The 17,709-nt window shown below is 65.4% G+C and carries 16 protein-coding genes; 6 read left to right on the forward strand and 10 right to left on the reverse strand.

The genetic code is table 11. The features are described from left to right. Positions 1-21: 21 nt before the first annotated feature. On the forward strand, positions 22-3,633 hold the full coding sequence (putA, locus tag J3474_RS01195) for a trifunctional transcriptional regulator/proline dehydrogenase/L-glutamate gamma-semialdehyde dehydrogenase (protein WP_207092990.1): 3,612 nt from the start codon (positions 22-24) through the stop codon (positions 3,631-3,633). Between the two features lie 336 nt (positions 3,634-3,969). Next, positions 3,970-4,521 (forward strand): dihydrofolate reductase family protein, encoded by a 552-nt coding sequence (locus J3474_RS01200; protein ID WP_207092822.1) that lies wholly within the window; start codon positions 3,970-3,972, stop codon positions 4,519-4,521. A gap of 13 nt (positions 4,522-4,534) precedes the next feature. Here the strand turns inward: J3474_RS01200 and J3474_RS01205 are convergent, their stop codons facing one another. Beyond that, the gene (locus J3474_RS01205; protein WP_207092823.1) at positions 4,535-5,761 is read right to left on the reverse strand and encodes an MFS transporter; all 1,227 of its coding nucleotides are present in this window, start codon (positions 5,759-5,761) and stop codon (positions 4,535-4,537) included. 177 nt (positions 5,762-5,938) lie between these two features. Between J3474_RS01205 and J3474_RS01210 the strand changes: the two genes are divergently transcribed. Continuing rightward, a complete protein-coding gene (locus J3474_RS01210; RefSeq protein WP_207092824.1) occupies positions 5,939-6,706 on the forward strand; it encodes a hypothetical protein in 768 nt (255 codons plus the stop codon). 98 nt (positions 6,707-6,804) lie between these two features. Here J3474_RS01210 and J3474_RS01215 read toward each other — a convergent pair whose 3' ends face one another. The 5 genes from J3474_RS01215 to cobA are packed head-to-tail and all read right to left on the reverse strand — an operon-like array spanning position 6,805 to position 10,810. Beyond that, on the reverse strand, positions 6,805-7,602 hold the full coding sequence (locus J3474_RS01215; protein ID WP_207092826.1) for a phosphoadenylyl-sulfate reductase: 798 nt from the start codon (positions 7,600-7,602) through the stop codon (positions 6,805-6,807). 41 nt (positions 7,603-7,643) lie between these two features. Next, positions 7,644-8,075, reverse strand: a complete 432-nt coding sequence (locus tag J3474_RS01220; RefSeq protein WP_207092827.1) for a DUF934 domain-containing protein — start codon at positions 8,073-8,075, stop codon at positions 7,644-7,646. Continuing rightward, on the reverse strand, positions 8,068-9,702 hold the full coding sequence (locus J3474_RS01225) for a nitrite/sulfite reductase (RefSeq protein WP_013832300.1): 1,635 nt from the start codon (positions 9,700-9,702) through the stop codon (positions 8,068-8,070). Before J3474_RS01225 ends, J3474_RS01220 begins: the two co-directional genes overlap by 8 nt. Further along, positions 9,702-9,998, reverse strand: coding sequence for a DUF2849 domain-containing protein (locus J3474_RS01230; protein WP_007013544.1), 297 nt, complete (start codon positions 9,996-9,998; stop codon positions 9,702-9,704). Before J3474_RS01230 ends, J3474_RS01225 begins: the two co-directional genes overlap by 1 nt. Next, on the reverse strand, positions 9,995-10,810 hold the full coding sequence (gene cobA, locus J3474_RS01235) for a uroporphyrinogen-III C-methyltransferase (protein WP_013832301.1): 816 nt from the start codon (positions 10,808-10,810) through the stop codon (positions 9,995-9,997). The genes J3474_RS01230 and cobA overlap by 4 nt, the downstream gene beginning before the upstream one ends. 239 nt (positions 10,811-11,049) lie before the next feature. Between cobA and J3474_RS01240 the strand changes: the two genes are divergently transcribed. Both J3474_RS01240 and J3474_RS01245 read left to right on the forward strand, forming a co-directional pair. Next, entirely contained in the window at positions 11,050-11,730 is a 681-nt protein-coding gene (locus tag J3474_RS01240) for a helix-turn-helix domain-containing protein (RefSeq protein WP_013832302.1), read from the forward strand. 277 nt (positions 11,731-12,007) lie between these two features. Next, positions 12,008-12,910, forward strand: coding sequence for a GGDEF domain-containing protein (locus J3474_RS01245; RefSeq protein ID WP_207092828.1), 903 nt, complete (start codon positions 12,008-12,010; stop codon positions 12,908-12,910). 31 nt (positions 12,911-12,941) lie between these two features. Here J3474_RS01245 and J3474_RS01250 read toward each other — a convergent pair whose 3' ends face one another. The 3 genes from J3474_RS01250 to J3474_RS01260 are packed head-to-tail and all read right to left on the reverse strand — an operon-like array spanning position 12,942 to position 16,550. Then, entirely contained in the window at positions 12,942-14,042 is a 1,101-nt protein-coding gene (locus J3474_RS01250) for a mechanosensitive ion channel family protein (RefSeq protein ID WP_207092829.1), read from the reverse strand. Further along, positions 14,039-15,259, reverse strand: coding sequence for a cystathionine beta-lyase (metC, locus tag J3474_RS01255; RefSeq protein ID WP_207092830.1), 1,221 nt, complete (start codon positions 15,257-15,259; stop codon positions 14,039-14,041). Before metC ends, J3474_RS01250 begins: the two co-directional genes overlap by 4 nt. Positions 15,260-15,281: 22 nt before the next feature. Beyond that, the gene (locus J3474_RS01260) at positions 15,282-16,550 is read right to left on the reverse strand and encodes a hypothetical protein (protein ID WP_207092831.1); all 1,269 of its coding nucleotides are present in this window, start codon (positions 16,548-16,550) and stop codon (positions 15,282-15,284) included. Positions 16,551-16,714: 164 nt separating this feature from the next. Between J3474_RS01260 and queF the strand changes: the two genes are divergently transcribed. After that, a complete protein-coding gene (queF, locus tag J3474_RS01265) occupies positions 16,715-17,176 on the forward strand; it encodes a preQ(1) synthase (RefSeq protein WP_013832306.1) in 462 nt (153 codons plus the stop codon). On the opposite strand, the gene J3474_RS01270 is transcribed toward queF, so the two are convergent. Next, entirely contained in the window at positions 17,173-17,445 is a 273-nt protein-coding gene (locus J3474_RS01270) for a hypothetical protein (protein ID WP_238532552.1), read from the reverse strand. The genes queF and J3474_RS01270 overlap by 4 nt on opposite strands. Positions 17,446-17,709: the final 264 nt, after the last annotated feature.

Raw genomic sequence — 17,709 nt, forward strand, 5'->3', positions numbered from 1 at the left:
GCCTTGGATTATCATGACGGCATGACCCAGATCGAGCCCTTTTCTGACTTCGCCCCGCCAGTCCGCCCCGCTTCCGCGCTGCGCGAGACGATAACGGCCGCCTATCGCCGGGACGAAGCCGAGTGCATGGCTCCTCTGCTCGGTGCGGCGAGCCTGAACGACAAGCTGCGTTCGGATATCCGCGATACCACCAGCCGTCTCGTGATTGCACTGCGCAGCGGTCCCAGGGGCAGCGGTGTCGAAGGGCTCGTGCAGGAATACTCGCTCTCCAGCCAGGAAGGCGTCGCGCTCATGTGCCTTGCAGAGGCGCTGCTGCGTATCCCCGATGACGATACCCGCGACGCGCTGATCCGCGACAAGATCGCCGAGGGCAACTGGAGCGGCCACCTCGGCAATGGCAAGTCGCTTTTCGTCAATGCCGCGACCTGGGGGCTGGTGGTGACCGGCAAGCTTGTCGGCAGCGTCGATGACAAGGGTCTGTCCGCTGCACTCACCCGGCTGATCGCGCGTGCCGGTGAGCCGGTCATCCGCCGCGGCGTCGATCTGGCGATGCGCATGATGGGTGAGCAGTTCGTCACCGGCGAGACTATCGAGGAAGCCGTGAAGCGAGCACGCGAGCTGGAAGCCAAGGGCTTCCGCTACAGCTACGACATGCTCGGCGAGGCTGCGACGACGGCGGCCGATGCCTCTCGCTACTATGCGGACTACGAGAACGCTATCCACGCCATCGGCCAGGCTGCGGGCGGCAAGGGCGTCTATGAAGGCCCCGGCATCTCGATCAAGCTCTCCGCGTTACATCCGCGCTACAGTCGGGCGCAGGCAGGGCGGGTGATGGACGAACTGCTGCCGCGGGTGAAGGCGCTGGCGGTACTTTCGAAGCGGTATGACATTGGCTTCAACATCGATGCCGAGGAAGCCGACCGGCTCGAGCTGTCGCTGGACCTGCTCGAGAGCCTTGCGCTCGATCCCGAACTTACTGGCTGGAACGGCCTTGGCTTCGTGGTCCAGGCCTATGGCAAGCGCTGTCCCGCCGTCATCGACTGGATCGTCGATCTTTCCCGCCGGGCGCAGCGGCGGATCATGGTCCGCCTCGTCAAGGGCGCCTATTGGGATGCGGAGATCAAGCGCGCTCAGGTCGACGGGCTGGAGGACTTCCCGGTCTATACCCGCAAGGTCCATACCGACGTTGCCTACATCGCCTGCGCGCGCAAGCTGCTGGCCGCGCCGGACGCGGTGTTCCCCCAGTTCGCGACCCACAATGCGCAGTCGCTGGCGACGATCTACCACCTTGCGGGGCCGGATTTCAGCGTGGGCCAATACGAATTCCAGTGCCTGCACGGCATGGGCGAACCGCTTTACAAGCAAGTCGTCGGCAAGGATAACCTCGATCGGCCCTGCCGCATCTATGCGCCGGTCGGGACTCACGAGACGCTGCTGGCCTATCTGGTGCGGCGCCTGCTGGAGAACGGCGCGAATTCGTCCTTCGTGAACCGCATCGCAGATCCGTCGGTGCCCGTTTCGGAACTGGCCGCCGACCCGGTCGACGTCGTGCGCGCGATGCCCGAGCCGGGTGCGCGACATCCGCTGATCGCCCTGCCGCGCGACCTCTATCCTCATCGCCGCAATTCGGACGGTATCGACCTGTCCAGCGAAACCGAGCTGGCGGACCTGGCCGGTCAATTGCGCAAATCTGCAAGTATCGATTGGTATGCCATGCCCGACTATGGGCAGGGAGAGGAGCGCCCGGTCCTGAACCCGGCCGATCATCGTGACGTCGTGGGCTGCGTCTTCGAAGCCGCGCCCCAAGTGTCGGAAATGGCAGTCTCACGCGCGGCGCTCAGCCGCTGGAAGCATGTGCCGGTAGCCGAGCGCGCGGCGATGCTGGAAACCGCCGCCGACGTCCTTCAGGACCGGATCGGGGTGCTCATGGGTCTCGTCATGCGCGAGGCGGGCAAGTCGGCCGCAAATGCCATTGCCGAAGTGCGCGAGGCGATCGATTTCCTGCGTTACTACGCCACGCAGGCCCGCGATACGCTGGGCGAGGATCAGGCGCCGCTTGGCCCTGTGGTCTGCATCAGCCCGTGGAACTTCCCTCTGGCAATCTTCATCGGGCAGGTCACCGCCGCGCTTGTCTCGGGCAATCCGGTGCTGGCCAAACCCGCCGAGGAAACCCCGCTGATTGCTGCCGAAGCCGTGCGTATCCTGCACGAGGCCGGCGTTCCCAGGGATGCGCTCCAACTCGTTCCGGGAGACGGCAAGGTCGGCGCGGCGCTGGTGGCCGCCTCCAAGGTTGCAGCGGTGATGTTCACCGGGTCCACCGAAGTGGCGCGCCTGATCCAGCGGCAGCTTTCCTCGCGGTTGTCGCCGGCCGGCAAGCCGATCCCGCTGATCGCCGAAACCGGCGGACAGAACGCAATGATCGTCGATTCCTCGGCACTGGCCGAACAGGTCGTGGGCGACGTCATCGCTTCGGCCTTCGACAGTGCGGGCCAGCGCTGCTCGGCATTGCGCGTGCTGTGCCTGCAGGAAGATATCGCCGAGCGGACCCTGACCATGCTCAAGGGGGCGCTGGCCGAATTGCGCATCGGCAACACGCAGCAACTGGCCGTCGACATCGGCCCGGTCATTACGGCCGAGGCCCGGGACAACATCAACGCGCACATCGAAGCGATGCGCAAGCGCGGGCACAAGGTCGAGCAGGTCGCGGTCCCCGCTGACGAGACAGCCCATGGCACTTTCGTGGCCCCGACGATCATCGAGATCGACAGCATTGCGGATCTCGGCCGCGAGGTCTTCGGCCCGGTCCTGCACGTGCTGCGTTTCCGCAGGGCGGACCTCGGCAAGCTGGTCGATGCGATCAACGCTACCGGCTACGGCCTGACTTTCGGCCTGCATACGCGACTGGACGGTACGGTGGCACAAGTCACTTCGCGCGCGAAGGCAGGCAATCTCTATGTCAATCGCAACATCATCGGTGCCATCGTCGGGGTGCAGCCTTTCGGTGGGCGCGGCCTTTCGGGGACCGGCCCCAAGGCCGGCGGGCCGCTCTACCAGGGGCGGTTGGTCACGGTTCCGCCGCAGGTCCTCCCGCCCTCGGGAACACCTTTCGATGCGCTTGGTGCTTTTATCGAGTGGCTGGAGAGGCAAGGCGAGACTGCGGCCGCCGATCGCGCCCGCGCGATGGGTGCGGCCAGCGCGCTCGGCACCGAGCTTGCGCTGCCGGGCCCGGTCGGAGAACGTAATCTCTATGCGCTGCATCCGCGCGGCCGGATCCTGCTGTTCCCGAAGACGCGCGAAGGGCTCTTCGCACAGATCGCCGCAGCACTGGCAACGGGCAACCGCGCGGTGGTGGAAGGCATGGCGCTTCCCGCCGACTTGCCGCGACAAGTGGCGTCCTTCTTCGAAAGCGACTCGGACGAATCGTTCGGTGCCGTGCTTGTCGAAGGGGGTAGCGAGGACGTTCGCAAGGCTTGCGAGGCAGTCGCAAGACGCCCCGGCGCGATCGTCACGGTCCACGCTTCTCTGCCGGGCAAGGATCTGGAGTGGCCGCTCGATTTCCTGCTGGAGGAAGTCTCCATCTCTATCAACACGACTGCGGCAGGCGGCAATGCCAGCCTGATGATGATCGGTTAAGCTGCTGCTTTGGATGGTCTATTGTCGAAACCGGCCCGATTGCTGCCTGACCGAAGGAACAGTTGGCGATCATTGAGGCCGTGCGTCAAAAGGACAATTGGCTAATCCTTATTGCGACGCAATTTCCATACTGCGGATGACATGGCGGCGATGGGGCAGGGACCCTCGCATAAAGACGTAGCCCGGTTGGATAGGAGCATGGTAGACTATGCCCCTTGTGGTCGTTTAGTCGCAGCACCGCCTGACCGACCTATGGGAACTCTGACGGGGTTGGGCGGATTGTTACCGCTAGTGTGCCACTGCATGCGGCGTGGCACAAAGTCGGGAGTGAGTGGAATGGGCAGGATGATTATCGATGCCGCCACCAGCATGGACGGGTTCTGTGCCGATGCTCGCGGCCAAAGCATCATTCCCATCGAGGCCCTCAACCGTGCGGACTTGCGTCAGCCGCTGGTATCCGCCTGCGGGGCGGTGGTGATGAGCCGCCGCAGCTTCGATACGGTGACGGACCCGGATTGGTTTGCCGACAATTACGAGCTGCAGGTGCCGATTTTCGTCGTTTCCGACGATCCGCCGCCAGCACGCTACCCCAAGGAAAACGAACGCTTGCGGTTCCATTTCCTCGACACTTTCACCGAAGCGTTCGAGCGGGCGGAGCAGGCAGCCGGAGAGAAAGCCGTCCTTGCCATCGGCGAGGCGAGCACGGTGCAGGCCGCTTTGCTGTCGGGCATGGCCGACGAGATGTGGCTGCGCGTCATTGCCAAGGAAACCGGCGGCGGCACGCCCCTGTTCGGGCCTGGCAAGCCGGGCAAGGAATTCTTCGTCAGCGCCGTGGAAACGACACCGGGCGCCGTGCACATGAAACTCGAACGCCGCGTCGAGCATTAGCCTTCCGCAAGCATCAGGCCAGGGCGGGCTGCAGGTCCACCTGCTTGCGATGCTGCGTTATCGTCACGATGAAGATGCCGAGACCGGCCAGTGAAAGCGCGGCGCCGATCCAACCGGTCGACGTGAGGCCATAGCCCGCCGTGATCGCCAGCCCGCCCAGCCATGGACCAAGGGCATTGGCGATGTTGAAGGCGCTGTGGTGCGCTGCGGCGGCCAGCGCCTGCGCCTCGCCGGCAACGTCCATCAGCCGGGTCTGGAGGATCGTGCCGAGCCCGCCGCCGAAACCGATCAGGAGGATGACCGCAGTGAGGCTCCAGATATTGCCCGCCCCCAGCGGGAACAGCGCAAGGGCGACCGCGCTCCACAGCAGGGCACCTATGGCCGCGCGGTTCTGGGCGCGGTCGGCGGCCCAGGCCCAGAACAGGTTGCCCACCGTCATGCCGACGCCGAACACGGCCAGGATCACCGGCACCATGCTTTCCGAGACGTGGGTGACCTCGATCAGGGTCGAGGCGACGTAAGTATAGACGGCAAAGAGGCCGCCGAAGCCGATGGCGCCGGTCAGCAGCGTCAGCAGGACTTGCGGGCGGCGCAGTGCGCCCAACTCGCGCATCGGGCTGGCGCCTTTCGCGGCAGTCTGGTGCGGCGCGAACAGCGCGACGAGAGCCATCGTCAGCAGCGCAAGGCCCGATACGACGGCAAAGCCGCTGCGCCAGCCCATTGCCTGTCCGAGCCAGTTCGCCAGCGGCACGCCGATGATCGTCGCGACCGTCAAGCCGGACATGACCAGCGCAACGGACTGCGCGCGCCTGTTCGATGGCACCAGCGAGGCTGCGACGAGCGCGGCGACCCCGAAATAGGCCCCATGCGGCAGGCCGCTTAGGAACCGGAAGAGCAATAGCAGGTCATAGCTTGGGGCCATGGCGGACAGGCCGTTGCCCAGCGCGAACATGGCCATGAGCCCGATCAGCAGCGCGCGGCGCGGCAGCTTCGCGGCCAGTACCGCGATGACCGGAGCGCCCACCACCACGCCCAAGGCATAGGCGCTGATCGCATGGCCGGCCTGGGGCTCGGTAATCCCCAGATCGCGGGAGAAATAGGGCACCAGGCTCATCGCCGCGAATTCGGTCGTGCCGATCGCGAAGGCACCCATTGCCAGCGCCAGTGTGACGAGAAAGGGGTGGACCGCGCGGGCGGAGGCGCCGCTCGACTCGTTGATGCTGCACTGCGGTATGGACATGTTCGCGATGTAATGCCCTGCGCCAGCGAGGGTAAGGGCAGCGGCCTTGCGTTTATCTCACGCCCCGGTTCTTTCCATGCAACCGCAAGCGACCCTTGAAAAATCTGGGCAGGCACTGAGGAATGGGCCGTCCCGCGGCATCATGCAGAGACGTGCAATTCGATGCGGCGAGGCATGATGGGACATAAAGCGACGAAAGTGCCGGCGATTACGCTGGGTTTCTGGATCATCAAGATTCTGGCGACGACGTTGGGCGAAACCGGCGGCGATACGCTGTCGATGACTTACGACCTTGGCTATTGGCTGAGCACCCTGGTATTTTTCGTGCCGCTCGTCCTCCTGATCCTGGCCCAGGTGCGGGCTGCGCAGTTTCGCCCCTGGCTTTATTGGGCGACGATCGTGGCCTCGACCACGGCCGGCACGACAATGGCCGACTTCGCCACCCGCTCGCTTGGTATCGGTTATCCCGGCGGAACGCTTGTTCTGGGAGCCTTGGTGATCGGCTCGCTGCTCGTCTGGAAAGCCGTGAATGGCTCGGTGTCGGTCGATACGGTCGTTTCGGCGCGTACGGAGGCCTTTTACTGGCTGACCATCACATTTTCGCAGACCCTTGGAACCGCGCTGGGAGACTGGGCCGCCGATGACGGCGGTCTGGGCTATCTGGGAGGCGCGGCCCTTTTCGGCGGCCTGCTGCTGGGGCTCGTTGCGCTTTGGGCTTTTACCCGGGCGAACCGCGTGGCGCTGTTCTGGGTGGCATTCGTGCTCACTCGCCCGCTGGGCGCCACCGTTGGCGATTTCCTCGACAAGCCGCTGGCGCAGGGCGGGCTCGATTTCAGCCGCCCGATTGCAACGGCGGTGCTGGTCCTCGGCATCGTCCTGCTGGTTGCAGTTCTGCCGCAAAGGGCAGGGAGGCACCCCGGCGGCACCGCGCCCGCGACAAGCTGAGCCGGACCCGACGTCAGGCGGGTAAGCCCCCTTCCTTGGGCGGAACCACAAGGGCGCGGTTACGCAGCCGGGTTGGTAGTGGGGTCGCTAGGGAGCCCTTAGAGGCCCGGGTCGAATTCCGGTGCAACCTGCTCGGTATGGTCGGGGGTGTGATGCGCGACGTGGATGCCGCACTCGGTCTTGTCCCAACCGCGCCAGCGGCCCGAACGCGGGTCTTCGCCCGGTGCGACCTTGCTGGTGCACGGCATGCATCCGATCGAGGGATAGCCTTCGGCCACCAGCGGGTGCGGCGGCAGGTCGTGCTTCTCGATATAGGCGGCAATCCGTTCGGGCGACCAGTCGATCAACGGATTGATCTTGAGGCGGCCCTGTTCGTCGGTCGTGTCGATCTCGAAACGCGGCAGCGTCGCGCGGGTCGAGGCCTGAAAAGCCTTGCGTCCCGTGATCGAGGCATCCAGGCCGAGCAGGGCCTTGGCCAGCGGCTTCACCTTGCGGATGTCGCAGCAGCCGTCCGGATCGTAGGACCAGCGCAGGCCGGATTCGTCCTTCTTGGCCAGTTCCTCGGCATCCGGGGTCAGGCTGCGCAGGTCCTTGAGGCCAAGGCGCTCGATCAGCAGGTCACGGTAGGCGAGTGTCTCGGGGAAGTGCTTGCCGGTTTCCAGGAACAGGACCGGCACGCCGGGGTCGACCTGCGAGACGAGGTGGAGCAGCACCGCGGATTCCGCACCGAAGCTGGACACGATCCCGACATCGCCCGCCATGCCTTCCTTGAGCACCGTCTCGAGCATTTCGATCGTGTCGGTACCGCGGAAGAGGCGGTTGAGGCGCACGGCATCGGCCTCGGCAAAGCGGGGGCCGGTGTCAATGCGGTCGCGGATGCGTGTCGCTTCGGTCATATCGGAAATCCTCGGTGAAGTTCCGGGGGCTGGCGCCGGCCTCAGGCCGGGCGCCGTAGCGCCCAGATCGGCTGGCGGCCGTCAGCCGTCGCCTGATAGACATTGTCCCAACGCTCGAACGCGTTCTGTGCGTCGGTCGGGTTGAGCGGCTTGTCGGGCGCGAAAGCGTCGAAGCCGCAGCGCTTGAGATGGCTGAGCATGTCGATCACGACATCGCCCACGGCGCGGATCTCGCCGGTGAATCCCGCTTCGCGCAGGACCCGGGCCGAGGAATAGCCGCGCCCGTCGGTCCATGCCGGGAAATTCACTTCGACCAGCGCAATGCGGTCGAGGTGGGGCAGCAGGTCGCGGGCGTCGTCGCCCGGCTCGATGCGCACGGCCGAGGCATTGCTCTGCTCGGTGAAAGCATCGACCGTGACGGCGGGATCGTTGACCGCTTCATCGTCACGGAAGCGGAACTGGACATCAACCATAGATAGCCTCCTTGAACGGATCCATGCCGATCCGGCGGTACGTGTCGAGGAAGCGTTCCCCGTCCTCGCGGTTGGAGAGATAGACTTGCGTGGCCTTTTCGACGGCATCGACGATACCGTCCTCATCGAAGCCCGGGCCGGTGATCTTGCCCAGCGACGTGTCGGCGCCTTCCGAGCCGCCGAGCAGGAGCTGGTAGTTCTCCACGCCCTTGCGGTCGACGCCGAGGATGCCGATGTGGCCCGCGTGGTGGTGGCCGCAGGCGTTGATGCAGCCGGAGATCTTCAGCTTCAGCTCGCCGATCTCGGCCTGCTTCTCGGCGCTGCCGAAGCGCTCAGAAATCTTCTGCGCCACCGGGATCGAGCGGGCATTTGCAAGGCTGCAGTAGTCGAGGCCCGGGCAGGCGATGATGTCGCCCACGGTGTCGAGGTTGGCGGTCGAGAGACCGGCCTCGTCGAGCTTCTGCCACAGCGTGTAGAGGTCGGCCTTCTTCACGTGCGGGAAGACGATGTTCTGGGCGTGGGTGACGCGCAGTTCGTCGAAGCTGTAGTCCTTGGCGAGCTGGGCCATCAGGCGGATCTGGTCGGCCGAAGCGTCGCCCGGAATGCCGCCCACCGGCTTCAGCGAGACAGTGGCGATGATGTAGCCGGCCTGCTTGTGTTCCTGGCAGTTGCGCTCCACCCAGAGGCGGAAGTCGGGATCGGTCAGGTCGAGTTCGTCGGACAGGCCGGTCTCGTAGGCGGGGTCGACGAAGTACTGCTTGATGCGCTCAAGTTCGGCCAGCGGCGGCTCGATGCCCTGCGACATCAGGTGCGCGAACTCTTCCTCGACCTGACGCGTGTATTCTTCCTTGCCCAGTTCATGGACGAGGATCTTGATGCGCGCCTTGTACTTGTTGTCGCGGCGGCCATAGCGGTTGTACACGCGCAGGCACGCCTCGGAGTACGTGATCAGCTGGTCGAGCGGCACGAATTCGCGGATGACCGGCGCGATCATCGGGGTGCGGCCCATGCCGCCGCCGACGTAGAAGCGCGCGCCGATCTCGCCGGCGTCGTTCCTGACCATCCTGATGCCGATGTCGTGCAGCTTCATCGCCGCGCGGTCGGTCTCGCTGGCAATGACGGCGATCTTGAACTTGCGCGGCAGGGTGAGGAATTCCGGGTGGAAGCTCGACCACTGGCGCAGCAGCTCGGCATAGGGGCGCGGGTCGATCACTTCGTCCGCGGCCGCACCGGCGTACTGGTCCGAACTGATGTTGCGGATGCAGTTGCCGCTGGTCTGGATGGCATGCATCTCGACCGAGGCGAGATCGGCGAGGATGTCGGGCGTGTCTTCCAGCTTGATCCAGTTGTACTGGATGTTCTGGCGGGTGGTGAAGTGGCCGTAGCCGCGGTCGTACTTGTCCGCGATGTCGCCCAGCATCTTCATCTGCGTCGAGTTGAGGGTCCCGTAGGGCACCGCAACGCGCAGCATGTAGGCGTGCAGCTGGAGGTACAGGCCGTTCTGCAGGCGCAGCGGCCGGAACTGGTCCTCGGTCAGGTCGCCGGCGAGGCGGCGCTTCACCTGGTCGCGGAATTCCGCGACGCGCGTGTCGACCATCTGCTGGTCGTATTGGTCGTACTTGTACATCAGATCACCCAGTTCACGGCTTCGGGTTCGGACGGCTTGAGCGTCAGGTCGGGGCGCACGGTGGGGCCCAGGGCGCGGATGCGGTCCTTGATATGGGCGGGGCGAACGCCCTCGGCGTCCTTCTGGCCGTCGATGATATAGGCGGCGAAGACGTTCTGCGCGCCTTCCTCGCGGGCGATGACCGCCGCGCCATGCTCGCCGACATCGGCCGATTCGTTGACGTCCAGCGACCAGCCCACGCCGGTCCACCAGATGACCGCTCCGGTCTTCAGGTCATTGCCCGTAAGAATTTTCACTGCCCTATCTCCATGTTCTGGGCCTCAAGCGCCAGGGCGCGAATGGAATTGTCGGTATCGCCGGATTCGGCGCGTGCGACGTCGCCGATAACGATGAGGGCGGGACTTTGCACCCTCTCATCGCGAACAAGATCGGCAAGGCCGGCCAGCGAGGCGCGCAGCACGCGCATCTGCTTGCGGGTCGCGTTCTCGATGACGGCGATCGGAACCTCCGGCGTCAGGCCGTCGGCGATCAGCTTTTCCGAGATCTGGGCGGCGGTGGCCAGACCCATGAAGATCACCAGGGTGCGGCCCTTGCCGGCAAGGCCCGACCAGTCCTGATCGGTAAGGCCCTTGCACTGACCGGCGACGAACGAGACGATCGAGGCGTGGTCGCGGTGGGTCAGCGGGATCTGCGCCGCCGCCGATGCGCCCAGCGCCGAGGAGATGCCGGGCACGACCTCTACCGGGACCCCGGCAGCGCGGCAGGCTTCGGCTTCTTCGCCGCCACGCCCGAAGACGAAGGGATCGCCGCCCTTGAGGCGCACGACGTCGTTGCCGGCAAGCGCTTCCTTCACCAGCAGGTCGCAGATCGCCTCCTGCTCCATGGTGTGGCGCGAGCGGCTCTTGGCGACGGAGATCAGTCGCGCCGACGAGCGGGCCATGGAGAGGATCGCCGGATCGACAAGGCCATCGTGCACGACGAGGCCGGCCGACATCAGCAGCCGCGCGGCGCGCAGCGTCAGCAGGTCCGGATCGCCCGGGCCTGCGCCGACGAGATAGACGGTGCCGATGCGGCCTTCCTGACCGGTAGTGGCGGGATTCGCTTGCATGGTGCGCCATTTGGCCGCGATGGCCCGCCATTGCCAGCCATAATGGCTTTCGAGGGGGTAAGGGGAGCTTTAGGCCACGGTTGCGACGAACCGTTGAGGCTTCCGGCGCGCGCAATTCCGCCAGTTTCGCATGTTTCGCCAGTGGTCCGAAACATGCCGGGGCGGACTGCGGAGGCCCTCCTAACCAAATCTTAACCGTAAGGGGTGACGATTTGGGGATCTTTCAGGAGGTTACGTGCATGGCCATTGCCGCTCAATTCGATGAACTACCGGTCGATGCGGCCCGACCGCGCGCGCACAGGCGCAAGCTGCGGCTGGAAGCGCGCGGTGCGTTGGAGTCCGGCACCGAGACCTCCGTCGTCATTCATAACCTCTCCGAATCGGGCATGCTCATGGAGAGCAAGACCGAACTGGAGATCGGCGAGGCCATCGACCTCGATTTCCCCGAGGCGGGCCAGGTCCACGCGACGGTCGAATGGGCAAGCGGCACGCTCTACGGCTGCAGCTTCGACAAGGCGCTGTCCGCTTTCGCACTGAGCGCGGCACAATTGCGCGGCGCGGTCGAACCGGGTGTCGAGCCGGACGGTTCGGCCAAGGTCCAGGGCGTTGCCGCGATCGGCGGCGAAACGCTGGGCGAGCGACTGCACCGCCTGCGCAAGTTGCGCGGCATGACCCAGGGCGAACTCGCCGAGAAGCTGGGCGTCAGCAAACCGACCGTATGGGCCTGGGAACAGGACCGTGCGCGGCCGATCGAGGATCGCATCGAGCCGATTGCGCAGGCTCTGGGCGTCACTGCGTCCGATCTCAAGCCGACTCGCACGATCGTCGGCCTGCCCGAACTGATCGCCCGCTGCCGCAGCCAGATTGCCGAAGCGGTCGAAACGACTCCGGAGAAGATCAAGATCATGATCGAGCTGTGAAGCTCCATCTTTCCCAAGATTCGGGGGCTTGGAGGGATCGGCCCCGTAAGCCTTGTGCATAAAAGATGGTTAACCGGCCCAACCCCTGAGAATCCCGCTTTTCCGTTCCGTTTTTCGATGTTAAATAACTGAATATTAAGGAAATATTTAGTTTCGTTAGGTAACAGGACTAACGCGACGGATGTTTCCGTCAGTTATCGGACGGATGTGTGCGCCGGGGCAGGGCCCCGGGTGCTCTCCGGTCCAGTAGGGAAGCGAGAGTCCGGGGCTTATGACGATGGGCATGAATTTCACGGTACAGGAGACTTCGGCACTTTACGGGTTGCTGGCCGACAGCAGTTCCGATGTGATCCTGAAGACGGACCGTGAAGGTTTCATCGTCCATGCCTCGCCGGCGTTCGAGCGGCTTGGCTTCCGCATCCCCGGATCGTTGATATCGCCCAACCTGCTGGACATCGTCGAAAGCTCGCACCGCGACATGGTCAGCCGTGCGCTATCCGATGCGCTAGAAGGGCGTGAAGTGGGCCGATGGGTCGAATTCCCGGCTGTCACCGCCGACGAACGCCAGCACTGGTTCGAGATCCAGGCGCGCGCCCTGCGCGACGACGAGGGCGAAATCTACGGCGCGCTCAGCATCATGCGCAGCATCGACGAGCGCCGCCAGCTCAAGGACCAGCTCTTCGCCGCGACTTATACCGATCCACTGACCGGCCTGACCAACCGCGCCGCCTTTATCTCGATGCTCGAACACATGATCGAATCGAACATGGACGGCTGCCTGGCGCTGTTCAGCATCGATTTCTTCCGCACGATCAACATGAAGTACGGCCAGTCGACCGGGGACGAGGTCCTGCAGGTCTTCGCCGATCTGCTTCGCGAGATGCTGCGGGCCGAGGACATCATTTCGCGGATCGGTTCCGAGCGCTTTGCGGTGCTGCTGCCGCGGACCTCTACCGAGCAGGCGCAGGCGATCTGCCACCGCGTGGTGACGACGCTGGCCGAACTGCGCCAGAAGGTGGGCGAGAGCCGCTTTGCCATCACCGCCAGTGCCAGCATCGCCCACATCGGCGACAATCTCGACCGGACCATCGAGCGGGCCGAGCTTGCGCTGTTCTGCGCCAAGGCAAAGGGGCGTAACCGCCTCGAGCTGGAAAAGGAACGTCCCGTAGCCACGCACTGAGCGTTCGGGCTGCGCGTTCGGGGCGGACGAATCAGGCTTCGGGCCCGGGTCCTGCGTTCTTCCCGCTGCTTGCCTTGCTCTCGCGGATGGCCTCGATCAGGTCGCGAAGCGCCTCGTTCTGGCGCAAGTTGATGTCGCGCTGCGGGAACGGGATCTCGATGCCGTGCTCGTGGAACAGGTGCCACAGGTTCTTGAGCACCGCCGAGCGCACGTTTCCGGTGCCTTCTTCGGGATCGGTGATCCAGCAGTGGACGATGAAATTCACCGAGCTGTCGCCATAGGATTCCAGCCATGCGGTGGGCGGCGGCGCTGCCAGAATGCGCTTCACGCCGCGCGCCGCTTCCAGCATCAGTTCCTCGGCCTTCACGATATCGGCATTGTAGGAGATGCCGACCGGCACCTGGATGCGCACGTTCTTGGATGAGTAGGACCAGTTCTCCACCTGATTGATCATCAGGTTTTCATTGGGAATCAGGTATTCCTTCTGGTCGCGGGTCGTAAGCGAAACCGCGCGAATGCCGATGCGGCGGATCTGGCCGAAGGTGGAATTGCCCGCCTGGTCGGTGATGGCGATGACGTCTCCGGGCTTGATCGACTTGTCCATCAGCAGGATGATTCCCGCGATCAGGTTGCCGAAGGTCTTCTGCAGGCCGAAACCGATGGCCAGACCGAAGGCGCCGGAAAAGACCGCGAAGGCTGTCAGGTCTATGCCCAGGACATCGATGCCCACGAGGATCGCGATGCCCCAGATGACGAGGCTGACCATCTTCTCGGCCAGGAGATGCTGGGTCGTGTCGAGCCGGCTCATGCGGCCGATCACCCTTGCGGCGAACTTGCTGGCAGCCCAGGCGACCGTGATCACGAGGGCCAAGACCAGCATGACGACGATCAGGTCCCACACCGATATGCGCGTCCCGCCGACCTGTACCGCCAGGCTGTCGAGCGAGTTGATGATGTCGCCGACGGTGCCGCTTTTCGAAGCGACGGCGTTCTTGAGCCCTTCTGCCCCTGAGATCGCCTGATCGTCAATCGGGGTGGGCGAGGGGGCCGGGACCAGCACGCCGGGATCGACCGCGCTGGTCGAATCGGACAGTGGCGTGCCGGACGCCGCGGGATCGAGCGGGGCGCTCACGCCCACTGCATCCGCAAGAGCGCCTGTTCGATGTCGGCGATAAGGTCGTTCGGGTCTTCCAGCCCGATCGACATGCGCACGCCGTGGCAGTCCTGCGGATCGCCGCCGTGCGGCGGCCAGGCCATGCATGTGCGATAGTGCGAAGGCTCTATCGGCAGGGCAAGGCTTTCGTAGCCGCCCCAGGAATAGCCGATCCCGAACAGCTCCAGCGCATCGATGAAGCGGTTGCGGCTTGCCCCGTCGCCGCCCTTGAAGGTGAAGCTGAACAGGCCGCAGCCGCCGGTGAAGTCGCGCTTCCAGAACTCATGGCCGGTCGATCCGGGCAGCATCGGGCACAGGACCTGCGCGATTTCGGGCCGCCGCGAGAGCCATTCGGCAATGGCGAGAGCCGAGGCGGTTTCCTGACCGAGCCGCAAGTTGAGCGTGCGCAGGCCGCGCAGGGCCAGCGATGCGTCGTCGGGCGAGACGACGGTGCCCAGCTGCTGCGCGCGTTGGCGCAGTTTCGCATAGAGTTCCGGCCCCGCGCTGGCACAGCCCATCATCAGGTCCGAGTGCCCGCCGACATGCTTGGTGAGGGCCATCAGGCTAATGTCCACGCCCTTGTCGAGAGCGGCGAAGCCCAGCGGTCCGGCCCAGGTGTTGTCGAGCACCGATACCGCGCCCTTCTCGCGGGCGATGCGGGCGAGCGCGGGCACGTCGCACACTTCCATCGAGAGGCTGCCCGGCGCCTCCAGCAGGACTGCGCGCGTCTTCTCGCAGAACAGGGCCTCGTAGGCGGACAGGTCGAGCGGGTCGAAAAAGCGGGTCTCGACGCCAAGGTCGTGGAGCAGGCCCCTGCCCATGGCCCGGCTCGGGTCGTAGGCGTTGTCGGTCATCAGCAGCACGTCTCCGGGCCGCAGCAGGGTCAAGAGAACGCCGGCGATGGCCGCCACGCCGGAGGGGTAGAGCACCGTACCGGCGGCCCCCGGTTCGATTTCGGTCAGCGCATCGCACAGGGCCCACTGCGTGGGCGCGCCGCGCCTGCCGTAGAAAAACCGACCGTCCTCGTTGCGGCGCGGTCCTTCCGCGAGGTCCTTCGTGCTATCGTACAAGTGCGTGCTGGCACGCCAGACCGGCGGGTTGACGACCGCTCCGGTCCATTCCCTGCGCCGGCCGGCTCCGACCAGCTTCGTGGCATGTGCCTTGTTTTTCAGCCCCGTTGAATCGCTCAAGATCATCTCCGCTGTCGCGCGGAGAAGCCTAGCCCGCTGCGCGTTGAGGGTCGAGAGGCAAGGTCCCCGTTTGCAAGGGTATTTGCCGTGCGGCCTCGATTTCGCGGGCGGCAAGCGGCTCGAAGGTGCGCGGGCCGGTGTCGGTGCGCAAGGGTGACAGGCCGGTGCCGCTGCCCCGAATACCAAGTGTGAAGACACGGCGCAGCGCCAGTCCATCGGCACCGGTCAGGCACAGGCGCACCAGCGGCACGAAAAGCGCCGCGCCGCCCTGGCGCATGGCGCGGATCTCGGCCAGCGGCAGCTGGATCTCGCCCTTGAGCTGCGCTGTCCCGCCGGCTTCAAGGCCCTGCAGGTCATGAAGCCGGGCCATGTCCTGCACTTGCGGGGCCAGCTGCTGATCCTGCGAGAGCGAGGCGTGGGCGGAAATCATGTCTCCCGACACCGTGACCGGCCCGCGCGCTTCCTCGGCAGTGAGCGTGAGGCGGTACTGCAGCGTGGCGTAGAACAGCGAGAGGCGCATTGTGACCGGTTCGAGATCGACGCCAACTTGCGCTGGGCTGCCCGCGGCAGGGGCCGGGCGTGGCGGTACGACCGGTTTGCGCGGAGCCGGCGTGAAGGCGGGTTCGGGCAGCGGACGCCTCGGTGCGGAATCGGGCGTCGGCGCGGCATCGAGCGGGGGTGTGGCAGGGGGGCTCTCCGGCTGCGCCTCGGCAGCGGTCTCGCCGGTTTCTTCCCACTCCAGGTCCTGCGGACGACGTCGGCGCAGGAGGAACAGCGCCAGGGTAATCGCGGCGATGCCTGCGGGAAGCGCCCACCACCATGCGGGCCACGACGGGGGCTCGGCGCCGAAGGCTTGGGGCTCGATTGTCTGCGGGGCAGGGGGGTGTTCAGGCTGCGCAGAGGGCTCGACGGGCGCGGGGCTTTCGCTTGCGGTCGGCTCCGGGGCGGGGACCTGCGCTGCTGGGCGCTGTGAGGCTGAGGGCTGGGAGGGCGTGGTCGTCTTGGGCGTGGCGGGCTTGGCCGCCGCGCGTGCGGTGGGCTCGGCAGGCGGAGGCGGCGGCGCGGTGACCAGTGGAGCCGGCGTCGGACTGGCGGCAGGTTTGGCCGACGGAGCGGTCTCAACGGTTTCCGGGCGAAGGATCGGGTGCTGGGCGTCGACCGGCCCTTGCGGCGCAGGTGCGCTGGAGGCCGAGTCCGGTTCGGGCAAGCTCCACGAGCCGACCGGCTGCGCATGGCCGATGACCGGTGTGCCCGCCAGCAGCAGCGCAAGAGTGATGCGAGTGTGAGTCCCGTTCAAGCCCCTCATGCGCGAGCCATCACAGGATTCTCGCTGAACCGAAAGTTAATGCGCGGGCTCTCCGCGCCGAGCCGTTGCGGCCTGCCGCCAAACCGGCGCTTGCTTGCTTCCGTCGCTGCCATATCAGGCTTGTCATCGCGGCGCGTTCGCGTCATGGCCGGGGCATGAGCGATACACCCGCGAACCCCCTTCACCTTGGCCAGCAGAGCGCGCTTCCCGCGTCTCCGACCGAAGCGGTGCTGGACTATGTGCCCAACCCGCGCGCCGGTTCCCTGTACATGGTCCGCTTTGCCGCGCCGGAATTCACTTCCTTGTGTCCGGTCACCGGTCAGCCCGATTTCGCGCATCTCGTGATCGACTATGCGCCTGGCGAGACCATCGTGGAATCGAAGAGCCTGAAGCTCTTTCTCGGCTCCTTCCGCAATCACAGCGGCTTTCACGAAGACGTCACGGTTGGGATCGGCCAGCGCCTGTTCGATGAGATGAAACCGCGCTGGCTGCGTATCGGCGGATACTGGTATCCGCGCGGCGGCATACCCATCGACGTCTTCTGGCAGTCGGGCGCGGTACCCGATGGGCTCTGGGTTCCCGATCAGGGCGTGCAGAGCTACCGCGGGCGCGGTTAAAGCCCCGCAGCGGCGAAATTCACGCCGTTGACGCGGCGCAGGTCAACCTTGCCGCCACCCAGCATCGAGAGCTGCCTGCTCGACAGGCACTGGGCGTAGACGGTGGGATATTCGGCGCGCATGGCGGCGTCGCTGCCCAGCGCTTCGTCGAGCCTGGCCGTGCATTGCGCGCGGGTCTGATAGGTTTCCACCGGCATGCGGAGGCGTTCGCAGGCGCTGCCGTCGTCGCTGCAGCCGAACAGGGCGAGGGCGATCAGTGTAGCACTCATGCCTATGTCTCCTTTCATCAGAAGTAACGGAGCGGATGCGTAAAAGTATCCCGATCCGGGCAAGAAAATTGCGATCCACGAAAAAGCATTGCCGTTCAGGGCGTTGGTTCCGGGCGCGCATTGCAACTTGCAACGCGCATCCTATTTGTAGGCGGGAACTGCGGGTCGCGATGTGGGCAATGCCCCATGGTCGCGCGTGAGAAATGCCACACCTCGCAACGGCATCGTGCCGCGGGAGCCTCGATGGCGCGGTCCGCGGATTTT

Origin of the sequence: Novosphingobium sp. PY1 (assembly GCF_017312445.1) — a bacterium.
Lineage (GTDB): Bacteria > Pseudomonadota > Alphaproteobacteria > Sphingomonadales > Sphingomonadaceae > Novosphingobium.

What these genes read in the sequence shown, in the direction of transcription:
- putA (WP_207092990.1), top strand. Translation starts at nt 22, where the DNA reads ATGACCCAGATCGAGCCCTTTTCTGACTTCGCCCCGCCAGTCCGCCCC.
- J3474_RS01200 (WP_207092822.1), top strand. Translation starts at nt 3,970, where the DNA reads ATGGGCAGGATGATTATCGATGCCGCCACCAGCATGGACGGGTTCTGT.
- J3474_RS01205 (WP_207092823.1), bottom strand. Translation starts at nt 5,761, where the DNA reads ATGTCCATACCGCAGTGCAGCATCAACGAGTCGAGCGGCGCCTCCGCC.
- J3474_RS01210 (WP_207092824.1), top strand. Translation starts at nt 5,939, where the DNA reads ATGGGACATAAAGCGACGAAAGTGCCGGCGATTACGCTGGGTTTCTGG.
- J3474_RS01215 (WP_207092826.1), bottom strand. Translation starts at nt 7,602, where the DNA reads ATGACCGAAGCGACACGCATCCGCGACCGCATTGACACCGGCCCCCGC.
- J3474_RS01220 (WP_207092827.1), bottom strand. Translation starts at nt 8,075, where the DNA reads ATGGTTGATGTCCAGTTCCGCTTCCGTGACGATGAAGCGGTCAACGAT.
- J3474_RS01225 (WP_013832300.1), bottom strand. Translation starts at nt 9,702, where the DNA reads ATGTACAAGTACGACCAATACGACCAGCAGATGGTCGACACGCGCGTC.
- cobA (WP_013832301.1), bottom strand. Translation starts at nt 10,810, where the DNA reads ATGCAAGCGAATCCCGCCACTACCGGTCAGGAAGGCCGCATCGGCACC.
- J3474_RS01240 (WP_013832302.1), top strand. Translation starts at nt 11,050, where the DNA reads ATGGCCATTGCCGCTCAATTCGATGAACTACCGGTCGATGCGGCCCGA.
- J3474_RS01245 (WP_207092828.1), top strand. Translation starts at nt 12,008, where the DNA reads ATGGGCATGAATTTCACGGTACAGGAGACTTCGGCACTTTACGGGTTG.
- metC (WP_207092830.1), bottom strand. Translation starts at nt 15,259, where the DNA reads ATGATCTTGAGCGATTCAACGGGGCTGAAAAACAAGGCACATGCCACG.
- queF (WP_013832306.1), top strand. Translation starts at nt 16,715, where the DNA reads ATGAGCGATACACCCGCGAACCCCCTTCACCTTGGCCAGCAGAGCGCG.
- J3474_RS01270 (WP_238532552.1), bottom strand. Translation starts at nt 17,445, where the DNA reads ATGAGTGCTACACTGATCGCCCTCGCCCTGTTCGGCTGCAGCGACGAC.